Raw genomic sequence first — 14,710 nt, 5'->3', positions numbered from 1 at the left:
ACGCTTTTTCTATTAACTGTTATAGTCAAATAAGCGTTTTCTGTTTCTGACCCTGACTGAGGCGAGGGACTACCATAGCCGGGTCGTTTATGTGCCGTGAGGTTAGATATGTTTGGTTTAGATGCTTTTCACCTGGCAAGGATTCAGTTCGCTTTTACGATTTCCTTCCACATTATTTTCCCCGCCATCACCATCGGGCTTGCCAGCTATCTGGCGGTACTCGAAGGGCTATGGTTGAAAACAAAAAATCCTGTTTACCGTTCGCTCTACCATTTCTGGTCAAAAATTTTTGCCGTTAACTTCGGCATGGGCGTGGTATCCGGGCTGGTGATGGCATATCAGTTCGGCACTAACTGGAGCGGATTTTCACAATTCGCCGGCAGCATTACCGGCCCGCTGCTGACGTATGAAGTGCTGACCGCGTTCTTTCTGGAGGCCGGCTTCCTCGGCGTGATGCTGTTTGGCTGGCAGCGCGTCGGGCCTGGCCTGCACTTTTTAGCCACCTGCATGGTTGCGCTCGGCACCCTCGTCTCGACGTTCTGGATCCTGGCTTCCAATAGCTGGATGCAGACGCCGCAAGGGTTTGAAATCGTTAACGGCCAGGTTGTACCGGTGGACTGGTTTGCCGTGATATTTAACCCATCGTTCCCTTATCGTCTGCTGCATATGTCCATTGCCGCCTTCCTCAGCAGCGCCTTTTTTGTCGGCGCTTCCGCCGCCTGGCATCTGCTGCACGGTAACAAAACGCCGGCCATTAAAACGATGTTTTCCATGGCGCTGTGGATGGCGGTAATCGTCGCGCCCATACAGGCGGTAATCGGCGATATGCACGGCCTGAATACCCTCGAGCATCAGCCTGCAAAAATTGCGGCGATAGAAGGCCACTGGGAAAACGTGCCGGGCGAGCCGACGCCGTTGCTGCTGTTTGGCTGGCCTGATATGGAGCAGGAGCGCACGCGTTACGGGCTGGAAATTCCTGCGCTGGGCAGCCTTATCCTCACGCACAGCCTCGATAAACAGGTTCCGGCGCTGAAAGAATTTCCGAAAGAAGACCGGCCGAACTCAACCACGGTGTTCTGGTCATTCCGCATCATGGTCGGCCTCGGTATGCTGATGATTTTGCTTGGTCTGACGAGCCTGTGGCTGCGCTATCGTCATCGTCTTTATGAGTGTCGCCCGTTTATGCATTTTGCATTATGGATGGGACCCGCAGGGCTGATTGCCATTCTGGCCGGTTGGATAACCACAGAAATGGGCCGTCAGCCATGGGTGGTTTATGGCCTGATGCGCACCAGAGACGCGGTTTCCGCGCACGGTGATTTACAGATGAGCATCAGCCTGCTGACGTTCCTGGTGGTTTACACGTCCGTCTTCGGCGTGGGGTACATCTATATGATCAGGTTAATCAAAAAAGGCCCGCAGCCGTTTGATGACCTTCCAACTGACGGCACCCCGGCTCGTCCGCTTTCGGCAGCGCCTGACCGGCTTGAGGAGAAACGCTAATGGGCATCGATCTTTCCATTATCTGGTTTGTGATCATCGTCTTTTCCACGCTGATGTATATCGTGATGGACGGTTTCGATTTAGGCATCGGCATTCTGTTTCCGTTTATTCGCCACGGCGAAGATCGCGACGTGATGGTCAATACCGTCGCCCCGGTCTGGGACGGCAACGAAACCTGGCTGGTTCTGGGCGGCGCCGGGCTGTTTGGCGCCTTCCCGCTGGCGTATGCGGTGATTGTTGACGCGTTGACCATCCCGCTTACGCTGATGCTGATCGGGTTGATTTTCCGGGGAGTCGCCTTTGAGTTTCGCTTTAAAGCAACGCCTGCGCATCGTCCGTTCTGGGATAAGGCGTTTCTTAGCGGATCGATTCTGGCAACGTTCTGCCAGGGTATCGCCGTCGGGGCGGTTATCTCCGGCTTCCCCGTTGAGGGGCGCACCTTCGCGGGAACGCAGCTTGACTGGCTGACGCCTTTTAATCTCTTTTGCGGCCTGGGGCTGGTTGTGGCCTATGCCCTGCTGGGCGCAAGCTGGTTGATGATGAAAAGCGAAGCTGCTTTACTGGCTAAAATGCGCGAACTGCTGAAACCGCTGCTGCTGGCGTTGCTGGTGATTATCGCCATTATCAGCATCTGGACGCCGCTGACCCATGCGCAAATCGCCGCCCGCTGGTTTAGTCTGCCTAATCTGTTCTGGCTGCTGCCGGTTCCCGTGCTGGTGCTTCTGTGCAGCGTCTGGTTATGGAAAAGCTCCGCTTCAGAAACCAGCCTGCACAGCACGCCCTTTGTGCTGACGCTGATGCTGATGTTCCTCGGCTTTAGCGGATTAGGCATCAGCATCTGGCCGCATATCATCCCGCCTTCCGTTACGCTGTGGCAGGCGGCGGCACCGCCGCAAAGCCAGGGCTTTATGCTAATCGGCGCGCTGTTTATTATCCCGATAATTCTGGTCTATACCTTCTGGAGCTACTACGTGTTCCGCGGCAAAGTGCAGCACGGAGAGGGTTATCATTGATGAAAATGAAGCAAACAGGCAAGCGACTGCTGTGGATGGTAGCGCTGTGGGGCGGCAGCGTGCTGGCGCTGGCCGCGGTGAGCATGGTGTTCCGGCTGCTGATGAATGCCGCTGGCTTAAGATCCTGAACGATATTAAGGAAGGTCCATTAACCGGGCGCCGATTGCGGCGATGCTAGCCGAACCCGCCCGGCCTGCGTGACAGCCGGGCGCTTTTTATTAACAATATCCTTCCGCAGGACGAGGCGGAGCCTGATTTTGCGCAGCAACTGCTGCTTTGCGGTTGACGGCCTGTGGTTTGCAGCCCTGGGCGGCTAGCCCGGTGTGACTGAAGGACAGCGCCAGTCGATAATTAACCAGTTGATAATGCTTATGGAAAAGACGATATGACCTACGCCTGGCTGATAATTGCCATCGTTGCGGAAGTGATTGCCACTACCTCGCTGAAACTTTCCGAAGGATTCACCCGCCTCTGGCCAGGCGTGGCGACCGTTGTGTTCTACGTTGTGGCTTTTTATTGCCTTGCGCTGACCATGCGCACCATTCCAGTCGGCGTCATTTACGCTATCTGGTCCGGCGCAGGGATCGTGCTGATTGGCACCGCAGGATGGCTGTTCCTCGGTCAGAAACTGGACTGGCCGGCGCTGGCCGGCATGGCGCTGATTGTTGCAGGCGTGCTGGTGATTAATCTGTTTTCAAAAACCGTCGCCCATTGAACAACGGCTGCCGTACCGGCGCGGCAGTATGCCATGGCCTGGATTAACCTTATATCAACCAGAGCTTAACTTCCGTCGCCTTTACGCAGCTGACAAATCTTTTGTTTTCCATTTGAAATTTTAATAGTCACGGCTGGAAATTATCGTTACTGTTCGTTCGTCACGTTAATGAGGACGAAGTAAATGGTTAACCAACTGCGAGCCAGAACAGGGGTGATTGCGCTGTTGCTGAGCGCCGCGCTCTTTTCCGGCCAGACGATGGCGCAATCCCATGGGCACTCGTTCCTGATAGTCAAAAGCGCGGATATGCTGCTGCGTCATCAGGCCGACAGCGATGAAATCCGGCAGAGCGCTGAAGCGTCCGCCGCTGATTTTCGCGAACATCATCACTACGTGAATAAACGCAAGCCGGCGATAGTTCGGGTGTAGGTTATCCATCAGCGCCTCAGCCATAAGGCGCAGGCGCCGATGGATTACTTAAGGTTTACTTCTCGCCGAAATGGATAACGGTACGAATCGATTTTCCTTCGTGCATCAAATCAAACGCTTCGTTGATCTTCTCCAGCGGCAGACGGTGCGTGATAAACGGATCCAGATTGATCTTGCCGACCATCGCCTCTTCTACCATGCCCGGAAGCTGAGTGCGCCCTTTTACGCCGCCAAATGCGGAACCGCGCCAGACGCGGCCGGTTACCAGCTGGAACGGACGCGTTTTGATCTCCTGGCCTGCGCCCGCAACGCCGATAATCACGCTCTCGCCCCAGCCCTTATGGCAGCATTCCAGCGCGGAACGCATAACGTTCACGTTACCGATACATTCGAAGCTGAAGTCCACGCCGCCGTCGGTCAGCTCAACAATCACATCCTGAATCGGCCTGTCGTGATCTTTCGGATTGATGCAGTCGGTTGCGCCCATTTCGGCGGCGAGTTTGAATTTTTCCGGGTTGGTATCGATTGCCAGAATACGCCCGGCTTTCGCCTGCACCGCACCCTGGATCACCGCAAGGCCAATGCCGCCCAGGCCAAAGACCGCCACGGTGTCGCCTTCTTTTACTTTTGCGGTGTTATGCACCGCGCCAATACCGGTGGTGACGCCGCAGCCCAGCAGGCAAACTTTGTCCAGCGGCGCCTGCGGGTTCACTTTCGCCAGCGAAATTTCCGCAACAACGGTGTATTCGCTGAAGGTGCTGGTGCCCATATAGTGATAAATCGGTTCGCCGTTATAAGAGAAACGCGTGGTGCCGTCTGGCATCAGCCCCTTGCCCTGCGTGGCGCGTACGGCCTGGCAAAGGTTGGTTTTACCGGATTTACAGAACTTACACTCCCCGCACTCTGCGGTATAGAGAGGAATAACATGATCGCCCGGTTTCAGGCTGGTGACGCCCTCGCCCACTTCTACAACGATACCGCCGCCTTCATGGCCCAGCACCGCGGGGAATACGCCTTCCGGATCGTCCCCGGACAAGGTAAACGCGTCGGTATGGCAAACGCCTGTGTGCGTAATTTTTACCAGCACTTCGCCTTTTTGCGGCGGTGCCACGTCAATTTCTACGATTTCCAGCGGCTTGCCCGGACCGAATGCTACTGCTGCACGTGATTTCATTTTGTTCTTCCGTCGTCAGGTGGGAGTTATAGCTATTTTAGATAAGAGCGAATTAAATGGCCGACTTCTGCCATTCTCTGCGCGCGCTGTACTTCGGAGGTATCGCCCGCGACCAGCTCATCTTTCAGGTGGATTTCCATCATTTCGCCCATCAGGCCGTTGGCGGCCCCGCGAACCGCGGCGATTTGCTGCAGGATGGCGATACAGGGATCGCCATTTTCCAGCGCGCGCTCCAGCGCTTCCGTCTGGCCGCGGATACGCCTTACCCGCGTCAGAATGCGTTTTTTGTCTTCAGGTGAATGCGGCATAGCGCCCCCTTTATATACTATAGGGGGGTATTGTAACCCATTTTATAGCTGATTGATAAAATTGAATATTTAATAAGTATTAATGGCTTATAGAAATGAAGCAAAGGGCATATGGGTACATATACAGTCTTTTTACTGCTCCTGAAGCTGCCTCTGCGGAGTTTTTTTGAAGCCTTCTGCCCCTAAAATGCCTTCTGTTTTTCTCCGCCGTTTACATCCTGCCCGGCAAAACAGTAGGTGCCTCACTGGAGCACCTCTATCATTTTTACTGTTACGCCTGGATATCAGGCTACTCCTCCTGGCGGGCCCGCTCGGCTTCTTTCACTTTTTGCGCAGCGGCCTCATACATGCGCTCACGGCTGATAGCGGTTACGCTGGGTCGATGCCCATCAGCGGAAGGTGTTGCGATGGCAATAAAAAAGCCGCCTTGCGGGGCGGCTGCGTAACGCGGCTATATTAAATTATTTATGGCGGGTGATATTCAGGGAATCATTACGGCATAAATTGGTGTGAATACTTAGTCGTAGTTCAGGCTAAATGTTATGTTAAATTCCCGATGTGTGCCGGGCATCCAGCAAGATTTACGTACGGCGCGCCATGTCTCCTGGAAAAAAATCTCGTCACCTGTCGCATAATAATTCGTTGGGCGGCCATTTCTTTTCACATCGAAGCTTACAGTCACGTTGCCTTCTTTTTTCTGCGCCGCCGCGCTAACGGGATAAAGCGGCTGTTCAAACTTAACGATCTCACCGTTGCAATCGGGCGCATCAGAATCAAGCGACCCGGCATGGAGAGCCGGTGTTTTACCGCTATTGATCGAGGATGACAAGCCAGCGTCTGAACCCTTACCGCCTCCGCTCATGCTACAACCGGCTACCGCCATAGCTAAAGAGATAACCGCTACTTTTAAATATTTCATTTCACATAGCCTTTAGAGGTTCTGAAATCCAGCTTACTGATGACTTTTATAACGGATAATGTCCTGAAAATACAAAGAAAAAAATCTCACGAAGAAAGCGATAAGCATGTCCTGACTGGGCGCTATTTTCATGTAATAGCAGATCTCAAAACACAGCCAGAGAAGGCCTGTGAAAAGGCCCGCTAATGGGGAGAAGCCGCCGCGATGCTGCCCACCAGAAAAGAAAAAAGCCCGCACGGGCGGGCCAGAAAAATTTATTCGAGCCTTTTGCTTTTATTCAGCACCCTCTTCACAAAAGAGGAATACCGGAGCGGATTTTCACTTTTTTGTAACATTCATGCAACTATCAACACTGGTAGTTATACGCTAGTCCCTGCCTCGGCCCCATACTACCGTACAGCATAAACTGAGGAATAAAAATGCCGCCAGACGGCATCCTTGAGGAAGGTGATTTTGATCATGACCGCTGAGCAGCCCAGCCCGCTTTCCACTCTATGCCGTTCGTAAGGATTCCTTAACGGTTTTATCAGTAGATAAAGCGGCATTTGCTGCAGAAACTTTAATCAGCAGCTCATCAATGACCGCTGAGGCCGTCAAAATTACGTTCTTATCAACCACGAACCGCTCGCGTTCGTCTTTGACAAGCAGCTTTAAATAAGCCGAAAAATCCTTGTATTTATCAATATCCATTTATGTATCTCCCGAAACAAACCCACATAAATACTATACCTATTGAGTGAGCCCAAACAGGATGTCTGTCGCTATTGCTGCGACAGAACACTGTGCAGTCTCTCCGGAAGAGAGGAATAAAAAGTTACCCGCAGCAAAGCAAAAACCCGCGCAAGGCGGGTTATTTTACAATTCAGTTGTGGTTGAGATCTTGCTTTGTAACCTCAGCGCTACCGCGATCGGTTTTGTATTTCGTTTTCTTGATGTTACACAATTATAAGTCATTCTGTTCAGGATTGAGCGATATAAAAATAAATTATTTTAACAATCATGATCGCAACAAAGCTTTAGCTAAGGAATTTAATCCGTTAAATCTTGAGCCTACCGAATCAATAAAAATCTTTCACAATCAATAGACCAAACATATTCGAAAAAAGGTCAACCAAGGACATCATCAAACATAACGGCTAAATCAACCTCTAAAAAATAATAATAGAATCCTGTATAGATGATATATTAAGAGAACAAATAACGACATTGGGGAATATGTCTATCCTCTTTAGTTGGGCTGTACAATAACTATACAACCCCATTATGACTGTAATACTACCTGAACTGTTTTACTCTGGTTTTCTTTGTAACTTTCTAAAGACTATGCAAAATAGCATATACATTACAGCAGCGTATATTAGTACCATAACGATTAATGCAACGAATCTTACCGGATCAGCATCAGCTTCATATGACTCGCTAAGGACAGAACCAAAAACACCATAAGCATTATCCATTACCCACTGAGTTAGTCCATCAAGGGGCTTACCGAAACTTGATAGCCACCATGAAAGTGCAATACAGATAAGGTAAAGCGATGCATTCTTAACGAATTTTGCAGTTCGCATAATCGCTACCCCCTTGAACATCCACCCAGCCATAAGCCATTAATCAGTATACTATCCGTCATGGTTTGGGCGCTGAAGAGGGCAAACCATTCGGAGCGATCGTTACCAGTGATTTGATCAATACCCCATGCGCGGATCTGATTCATTGTAGAACCAGTTGGCCTGTCAACTATCCAATACCGCCCGGTTGGAATTGCACTGTTAGGCATGAACGCACAATTAGGGTCATTGGTATATGGATTTTGCCCACTGAAAATCGAGAAAGTTCCTGTTCCATAGACGTGCAATTTTGCATAGCCGTCTTTATCAATATCGTTATATGTCATCCTTATTATTTGCATTGTGTATTCCCTGCTCTTTGCTTTAGCGGATTCTATCATATGTCTGAAAAACGAACAGTAAAGTCATAGCAAATACCTGATTAATTTCAGTAAGGAGGTAAGTGTTACAGAAGTACAGGAGATTGAGGAGGCGGGCTTAACAGGCTCGGGCCGTTTTATCTGGCACCGCTTCTCTCAGGGCAGAGAATTACAGATGCCAGGGAGCAAAATTCTTGAGGGCATTAATTAGATTTTCCCTTTTGCAATCAAAAGCATCAAAGTCGATAGCGTAAAATTGTCTTTAATTTTATTGTCTCTTACAGCCTGTATGATTTCGCCCGACGAATATAAATTACACGTCAGTTGTCGATAAGCTTTACCATATTGGCCTCAATAAAAAAGCCATCAGCAAATGCCGATGGCTTCATTTAAATTTGTCATCCTGTACAGCCAGCTTTATCTGAGGCCTGACCATTTCAGGAAGCCTTTAATGCTGTTGGCCTGCCGCCTGTAGTGCGATGCGCACTCTTCAATAACTTCCTGCAAGCTAATGTGGTGCATCAGCTTTGAGCCGGATTCAATGTGCTTTTGCTGCACGACATTAAAGATGCGCACACTAAAGAGATCATCCACTTTATGTATGTCGTATCGGTAGGTGATATCGTTAACGCCGCCAACGTATAACTGGAAATTTTTCATGATGGCTCCAAATGGTTCTGACGGAGCCATCTTACACGCAGATTAAGCAGGAATGATGGATATTGCAGTAATTTAACAGTCCCATCCAAGGCGCTCGCGAATAGCCTTACGGTAAGGAGTATCAAACTCAGCAGGCGCGTTTTTCATATACTCCTGCGCATGCTTTCTTTTCTCTCCCTCAAGGGAACTGAGATAGGCCAGCACATCTTCCACGCAGGGAATGCGCCCTTCAACGCCATTAAAGCGTGGCGGCAGAGCCGTCCAGATTACCGCATCCAGCTTCTTCTCTGCCGCCCAACCGGCAAGCATGCCTGTCGGCTTGCTGGACAGAATGTATGAGCCTACGCCATCCTCACGGGATACGGGAATTTGTTCACGCTCACGTAACGATACAGTAGCTTGCTGGATAGAATCAGCGTCCAGTAAAGCCCAGTAAACCTCAACAAGCGGAGCGTTCATACAGACAGCCGTAGCAAGCTCGCCGCCGTCCCCTACCCGGGAAAATTCAACTGGCATAACGGGACCATCCGGGTGCCACTGGCTGGCCAGAGGTAATTCTCCCGGCTTCCATATTAAAGAACCCCAGCCAAGACATGCAATTTTCAATTTTTCTCTCCTTATTCTGCCTGGCGTTCTCAGCGCCCTGCAAACTAGTCGCCTCGCACTTTAAACATAGGATGCGCATGAGAAAGCGCCAGCCGGTAAGGGGGATAAGCCAGGCAAGCAGCACTCCTTGTTAAGACGGCTAGCTCCGCTCTTTTTTGCCCGGCACCATGCGCAGCAACGTGTTGTCTTTCCAGACGTAATGGTGGAACAGCGCGGCAAACGCATGGATGCCAATAACAAAATAGCCTGTGTTGGCGATCAGCTCGTGGATCTCTTTTACCGCGAACTGCCTGTCCTCATCCAGTTCCGGGGCATGGGGCATTGGAATGCCGAGAACCGACCATTCATGGCCTGTAAAATAGACGGTAAGAAAGCCAAAGACGGGTAAGACGATAAACAGCAAATAAATAATGGCGTGCACCAGATGCGAGAGGCCGGTGATGGCCGGATGCGGCTTTGGCGTAATGGCCGGAGCGCGATAGTTAATCCGCACCAGCAGGCGCACAACCATCAATACCAGCACGCTCAGCCCGCAGGTAACGTGGATGGCGTTAATCGTTGGCCGATAGCTGCGCGGGAAAAAACCTTTTAGCTCCATGGCGCAATAGGCCCCCACAATTAACAGGAACACCAGCCAGTGAAGCGTTATCTGTATCGGGGTATATTTGCTACGCATTGAAGGTTCCTGCACTGTAAAAAAGATAGCACCAGGATAGCCGGAAACCTGCTGAAAATCATTAACCTCTGGCGGCGTTCGCTAACATATTGCTGCTGGCAACCCTGTACCGGCGCTACCACCAGCAATGATTAATGATTTTGCAAATTTCAACCGTGGATAACAGGCCGCCCGGACATTAGCGGCTCTGGTCGTACTGGACGCCTGGCGCTGCGCCGGGTTCTGAAAACCCAAAGCGAGGTGGATATCGTCGCGATAAACGAGCTCACCTCCCTCGCAAGTGCTGGCCTTTCTGCTCAGGCATGACTCAAGCTACCTAAACGTCGACGGCACGCTGGATGAGGTAACGCTGTACTGAAAAAAACCACCGAAAGGAATGCATCGTTCGGCTATCCCGATGAAAAAATTGTTTCTTCAGATATTATCGGGATGAACTTTGGCCCGGTATTCGACGCCACACAAACTGACGTCACCGAAGCACGCGACCAGCAGCGGGTGAACGCTGTCGCCAGGTGCGATAACAAGTACGGATTTGTGACGCGGTTGGTTCGCGTGCTGGTGCCGTTGCAAAGAGTGATAACTCTCACCCTCTTCCTGAATGGGAGAAGGGTGAGACACTTTAAACTTTAGTTGATACGCGCCCCGCTCTGTTCATCAAATAGGTGCGCCTGATGCACGTCCGGCAGCAGCTGCAGCTCGCTTCCCGGCGTCGTTTGCATCCGGTCACGAAATACTGCTATCGCCTTCTGCTTACCAATATTCAGCGCGATTTGCGTTTCCGCACCGGTCGGTTCCACGACGTTCACTTCCGCCGCCACGCCGCCTTCTGTGACCCGGGCGAAATGTTCAGGCCGGACGCCATACAACACGCGTTTTCCCTGGGCTGCAGCGGGGACGTTCATTAACGGCAGCCGTAGTCCGTCATCGGTGATCACAGATTCTCTCTCGACCCGTCCGCTGAGCAGATTCATGGATGGCGAACCGATAAAGCTTGCCACAAACGCATTGCGCGGCCTGTCGTACAGCTCAAGCGGCGTGCCTGCCTGTTCGATAACGCCATCTTTGAGCACCACGATTCTGTCGGCCATGGTCATCGCTTCAACCTGATCGTGGGTGACATAAACCATGGTGGCGTTCAGCCGCTGATGAAGCGCCTTGATTTCCGTACGCATCTCGACGCGTAGTTTTGCATCCAGGTTCGAAAGGGGCTCATCAAACAAAAACACACGAGGATTGCGTAAAATAGCGCGCCCCATCGCTACGCGCTGACGTTGCCCGCCCGAAAGCTGCCCGGATTTGCGCCTTAGCAGCGCGGATAAGCCAAGCGTTACCGCCACCTGCGCGACGCGCTCCTCAATCAACGCTTTCTTCACGCCCTGCATCTTCAGCGAGAAGCCGAGGTTATCCGCCACCGACATATGCGGATAGAGCGCGTAATTCTGAAAAACCATCGCGATATTACGCGCCTGCGGGGAAATATCGTTGATGACCTCGCCATCGAGCGCAATGTCGCCGTCGCTGACGCTTTCCAGGCCCGCAATCATCCGCAGCAGCGTGGATTTTCCACAGCCGGATGGCCCGATGAGCGCCACAAACTCGCCTTCACGAATGGTTAAATCCAGCCCTTTGATAATCAGGTTATCTTCATAACGCTTGTGAATATTGTTTAACGTAATGGTCGCCATTGCTTAATCCTTCAGACCGCCAGCGGTCAGGCCGTGGACCAGATAGCGCCGCACCAGCAGCGTAAACGCCACTACCGGCAGCATAACCAGCGTACCGCTGGCGGCTATTTTGCTCCACTCCCAGCCTTCATACTGGAGAAAATTAACGATTGCCACGGGAGCCGTAACGGCCTGGGTGCGCGTCAGGATCAGGGCGTAAAAGAAATCGTTCCACGAGAAGATGAAACACAGAATGGCCGTTGCCGCGAGCCCCGGAGCAACCAGCGGCAGCGTAATGGTCCAGAATGTTCGCCAGATAGAACAACCGTCAAGCCAGGCGGCTTCTTCCAGCGCTGCGGGCACCGCCGCAAAAAAGGTTTGCATCAGCCAGATGACAATCGCCAGGTTGAAGGTCAGATAAACGATGGCGAGGCCCAGCACCGTATCCTGCAAACCGAGCCAGCGCCACGCCAGATAAAACGGAATGGTAAACGCAATCGGCGGCGCCATGCGGGTCACCAGAATCCACAGCGCAACGTGGCTACGCCCCGGAAACTGCCAGCGCGTCAAAACCCATGCGGCGGGAACGCCGATAATCAGCGACAATCCTGTAGAAAGCGTGCTCACCAGCAGGCTGTTGCCAAACGAATGCAGAAAATTCCCCTGCCAGAGCGCGCGAAACGCATCAAGCGTCGGCGTGAACCACAGCGTTAAATCAAATGCTGCCATCGCCGGACGAAACGCCATGATCACCATCCACAGAAAAGGTGACAGCACGGCAAGCAGCAACAGCCAGGCCACAGCTTCCCGTCCACCGCGCAGGCGAAATGGTTTACCTCTGCGCACGGATAGATCGTTAATACCCTCAAGCGTTAGTTTTTCGCTCATTGTTCCACCCCGCTTTGCCCACGATATAGCTCAACACAAATACCCCGACGAGAATGACCACCGCTATCGCGCTGCCGTAGCCCCAGTACGAGAAATTAAACGCCTGGATAAAACCGTAATAGTTGGTGACCTCCGTGATCGAACCCGGACCGCCGTCGGTCAACACGTAAATCAGCGGGAAAGCCTTGAAGCTGTCGATAAGCCTGAACAGCGCGCAGACCACTAATACCGGTTTGATATATGGCAGTACGATATAGCGGAAAATATTGCCCACCGTCGCGCCATCAAGGCTTGCCGCCTCCAGCGGATCTTTGGGGATCATCTGCAGGGCGGCCAGCACCATCAGCATGGTGAAAGGAAACCACTGCCAGATATCCGCGGCCACAATGGCCCACAGCGCGGTGTCCGGGTTAGCGATAAGCGAGGGCAGCGTAATCCCCCACATCTCTAATACCTGATGCAGCGGGCTGATATCAGGGGTGTAAATTATCTTCCAGATAAGCGCCACAATAATGGGCGGCAGTACCATCGGGATAAGAAATAATGTCCTGGCGGTATGCAGCCAGGACGATGCGCCGTTGAGTAATAATGCCAGCCCTAATCCAGTTACTACCTGAAATAACACGCTCACCAGCGACATTTTTAATTGCGTGACCACGGAATTAAGAAAGCGCGGATCGTCCAACAGTTGCCGATAGTTAATTAACGGGTCGCTAAACTCGAATGTCGCCTGGGGGTTAGTCAGGCTTAACGGCGTTAAGCTTGTGATGAACAAGGCGATAGCCGGTAATAAAGTAATAATTACCAGTACCACCAGCGACGGCAACAGTCCCGCCAGGTAAGCATTACGCTGCTGGCTACGCCAGTTAGTAGTAGCGTGCATAGTCGCTCCTTAAATCTTCGCGCCCGCGCGCTTCAGATCGGCAACAGAAGCGGTTTGCGCCTGCTGCATCGCCTGATTTGCTGAAAGCTGGCCGGAGACAATCAGCGCAATCGCCTTGTTGAGTTGCTGATCGACCTGCGGGTAGACATCCACCGTGCGGTATTTCATATAGCCGCCCTGCGCTGCCCGATCCATAGCGTCCAGCGACAGCCCGGCCAAATCCACGCCGTTGATAATTTGCCTACTGCGATATGCCGGAGAGGTGATATCGCTGCGGCGGGTCGGCGAACCGTAACCGGCCGCAATGGCGCGCCCGGTAACCTGCCTGGATAGCGTCCACTGAATAAACGCCCACGCGGCCTCTTTGTTTTTCGAGCCTGCCGGGATACCCAGCCCGTGCACCGCCATGCCGGGAAAGCGCCCTGCGGGACCCCGCACCATCTGACCAAAACCCGCCGTTTTCAACGTGCGGGAAGAGGCCGGATCGCCCAGTTGCGCAAGGTAGGCCAGGCTGGAATCGGAGAAGTTAACCCGCCCAAGCTTCAGCGCCTGGGTAGACTGGTCGGCCGTGTAGGTCAGCCCGCCGTTTGGCCCGAACTCGCGGATCAGGCGGGCAAAATAATCGGCTGCCGCCACCGCTTCCGGCGTATCCAGCGTCGGGAACAGATCGTCAGGCGGGTTGCGGAAGACGTTGCCGCCAAAGGCCTGCAGATAAGGAATAAAGGTCCAGCCATAGTGGTTGTCCGTCACATAGCCCGCCACGCGCTGCTTTTTATTTACCGCCTGCAGGACGTTGACCAAATCGTCGGTGGTGTCCGGGAATTTGAAACCTGCTTCGGTCACCAGGTCAAAGCGTGATGCGCCCGACAGCATGCCTTCCACTACCCACGGAATACCGTACAGCTTGCCGTCCCGCCCGGTTTCCGGCGCTATTCCGCCCTGCAGGAAATCGTGCACGTCCCACTGCGCGCTGGTCAGATTGGGGTTGGCGATAAACTCATCGAGCGGCGTTAACCACCCGGAGTTAATCCAGCGGCTGCTGTAGATAAAGGTGACGTTTACCACATCATAAGCGGCGCCTTTAGTGGAAAGCTCCAGATCCGCGCGCTGGTTGTAAACCGGGAAAGAAGGCGTATCAAGATTCACCTTTATGCCGGTGAGCGCCTCGAACTCCGGCAGCCACTGCCGCAATAAAGTGGGGTACGCGGTGCTAAACGTCGAGACATTCAGCGTTACGCCATCATATTTTTTTGCTCCGTTTGCGCCACGAGCAAAGGCTGGCACCATGGCATACACCCCAAAGGCCGCCATCGCCTTTAACAGATCCCGACGTTGCATCATCATG

General features: G+C 52.5%; 17 protein-coding genes and 1 pseudogene. 6 read left to right on the top strand and 12 right to left on the bottom strand.

What is annotated here, in order from left to right; all coding sequences use genetic code 11:
- Window positions 1-108 precede the first annotated feature (108 nt).
- The 5 genes from WLO31_RS09795 (at window position 109) to WLO31_RS09775 (ending at window position 3,660) form a co-directional block, all read left to right on the top strand.
- Entirely contained in the window at window positions 109-1,503 is a 1,395-nt protein-coding gene (locus WLO31_RS09795) for a cytochrome ubiquinol oxidase subunit I (protein ID WP_435930255.1), read from the top strand.
- Entirely contained in the window at window positions 1,503-2,516 is a 1,014-nt protein-coding gene (gene cydB / locus WLO31_RS09790) for a cytochrome d ubiquinol oxidase subunit II (RefSeq protein ID WP_435930254.1), read from the top strand. The genes WLO31_RS09795 and cydB overlap by 1 nt, the downstream gene beginning before the upstream one ends.
- 5 nt (window positions 2,517-2,521) lie before the next feature.
- Complete coding sequence (locus tag WLO31_RS09785) at window positions 2,522-2,644, top strand: DUF2474 domain-containing protein (protein ID WP_435930577.1); 123 nt, start codon at window positions 2,522-2,524, stop codon at window positions 2,642-2,644.
- Window positions 2,645-2,901: 257 nt separating this feature from the next.
- On the top strand, window positions 2,902-3,231 hold the full coding sequence (locus WLO31_RS09780; protein WP_435930252.1) for an SMR family transporter: 330 nt from the start codon (window positions 2,902-2,904) through the stop codon (window positions 3,229-3,231).
- A 183-nt stretch (window positions 3,232-3,414) separates the two neighbouring features.
- Entirely contained in the window at window positions 3,415-3,660 is a 246-nt protein-coding gene (locus tag WLO31_RS09775; protein ID WP_435930251.1) for a DUF2554 family protein, read from the top strand.
- A 55-nt stretch (window positions 3,661-3,715) separates the two neighbouring features.
- On the opposite strand, the gene WLO31_RS09770 is transcribed toward WLO31_RS09775, so the two are convergent.
- From WLO31_RS09770 to cybB, 8 genes are all read right to left on the bottom strand, one after another.
- Window positions 3,716-4,834, bottom strand: coding sequence for an S-(hydroxymethyl)glutathione dehydrogenase/class III alcohol dehydrogenase (locus WLO31_RS09770; protein WP_435930250.1), 1,119 nt, complete (start codon window positions 4,832-4,834; stop codon window positions 3,716-3,718).
- A gap of 32 nt (window positions 4,835-4,866) precedes the next feature.
- Complete coding sequence (locus WLO31_RS09765; protein WP_435930249.1) at window positions 4,867-5,142, bottom strand: metal/formaldehyde-sensitive transcriptional repressor; 276 nt, start codon at window positions 5,140-5,142, stop codon at window positions 4,867-4,869.
- A gap of 517 nt (window positions 5,143-5,659) precedes the next feature.
- Window positions 5,660-6,061, bottom strand: a complete 402-nt coding sequence (locus WLO31_RS09760) for an energy transducer TonB (protein WP_435930248.1) — start codon at window positions 6,059-6,061, stop codon at window positions 5,660-5,662.
- A gap of 492 nt (window positions 6,062-6,553) precedes the next feature.
- Window positions 6,554-6,751, bottom strand: coding sequence for a hypothetical protein (locus WLO31_RS09755; RefSeq protein ID WP_435930247.1), 198 nt, complete (start codon window positions 6,749-6,751; stop codon window positions 6,554-6,556).
- Window positions 6,752-7,634: 883 nt separating this feature from the next.
- Window positions 7,635-7,955: a tlde1 domain-containing protein gene (locus WLO31_RS09750; protein WP_435930246.1), complete on the bottom strand. Its 321-nt coding sequence runs from the start codon at window positions 7,953-7,955 to the stop codon at window positions 7,635-7,637.
- 450 nt (window positions 7,956-8,405) lie between these two features.
- Window positions 8,406-8,648, bottom strand: a complete 243-nt coding sequence (locus tag WLO31_RS09745; protein WP_435930245.1) for a hypothetical protein — start codon at window positions 8,646-8,648, stop codon at window positions 8,406-8,408.
- Between the two features lie 72 nt (window positions 8,649-8,720).
- The gene (locus WLO31_RS09740) at window positions 8,721-9,164 is read right to left on the bottom strand and encodes a hypothetical protein (protein ID WP_435930244.1); all 444 of its coding nucleotides are present in this window, start codon (window positions 9,162-9,164) and stop codon (window positions 8,721-8,723) included.
- A 229-nt stretch (window positions 9,165-9,393) separates the two neighbouring features.
- The gene (gene cybB, locus WLO31_RS09735; RefSeq protein ID WP_435930243.1) at window positions 9,394-9,930 is read right to left on the bottom strand and encodes a cytochrome b561; all 537 of its coding nucleotides are present in this window, start codon (window positions 9,928-9,930) and stop codon (window positions 9,394-9,396) included.
- 354 nt (window positions 9,931-10,284) lie between these two features.
- Here cybB and WLO31_RS09730 point away from each other — a divergent pair.
- Window positions 10,285-10,560: pseudogene (locus WLO31_RS09730) on the top strand (hypothetical protein); the annotation flags it as partial.
- Here the strand turns inward: WLO31_RS09730 and WLO31_RS09725 are convergent.
- Genes WLO31_RS09725 through WLO31_RS09710 form a run of 4 tightly spaced genes read right to left on the bottom strand, consistent with a single transcriptional unit; the run spans window position 10,557 to window position 14,709 of the window.
- Entirely contained in the window at window positions 10,557-11,615 is a 1,059-nt protein-coding gene (locus WLO31_RS09725) for an ABC transporter ATP-binding protein (protein ID WP_435930242.1), read from the bottom strand. The pseudogene WLO31_RS09730 and the gene WLO31_RS09725 sit on opposite strands and share 4 nt — an antisense overlap.
- A gap of 3 nt (window positions 11,616-11,618) precedes the next feature.
- Window positions 11,619-12,482, bottom strand: a complete 864-nt coding sequence (locus WLO31_RS09720) for a carbohydrate ABC transporter permease (RefSeq protein ID WP_435930241.1) — start codon at window positions 12,480-12,482, stop codon at window positions 11,619-11,621.
- Window positions 12,460-13,365 (bottom strand): carbohydrate ABC transporter permease, encoded by a 906-nt coding sequence (locus WLO31_RS09715; protein ID WP_435930240.1) that lies wholly within the window; start codon window positions 13,363-13,365, stop codon window positions 12,460-12,462. Before WLO31_RS09715 ends, WLO31_RS09720 begins: the two co-directional genes overlap by 23 nt.
- A gap of 9 nt (window positions 13,366-13,374) precedes the next feature.
- A complete protein-coding gene (locus tag WLO31_RS09710) occupies window positions 13,375-14,709 on the bottom strand; it encodes an ABC transporter substrate-binding protein (RefSeq protein WP_435930239.1) in 1,335 nt (444 codons plus the stop codon).
- Between the last annotated feature and the right edge of the window lies 1 nt (window position 14,710).

Origin of the sequence: Dryocola sharpae (assembly GCF_051307055.1) — a bacterium.
Classification (GTDB): Bacteria; Pseudomonadota; Gammaproteobacteria; order Enterobacterales; family Enterobacteriaceae; genus Dryocola.
This window is presented reverse-complemented; position numbering and strand designations above follow the sequence as displayed.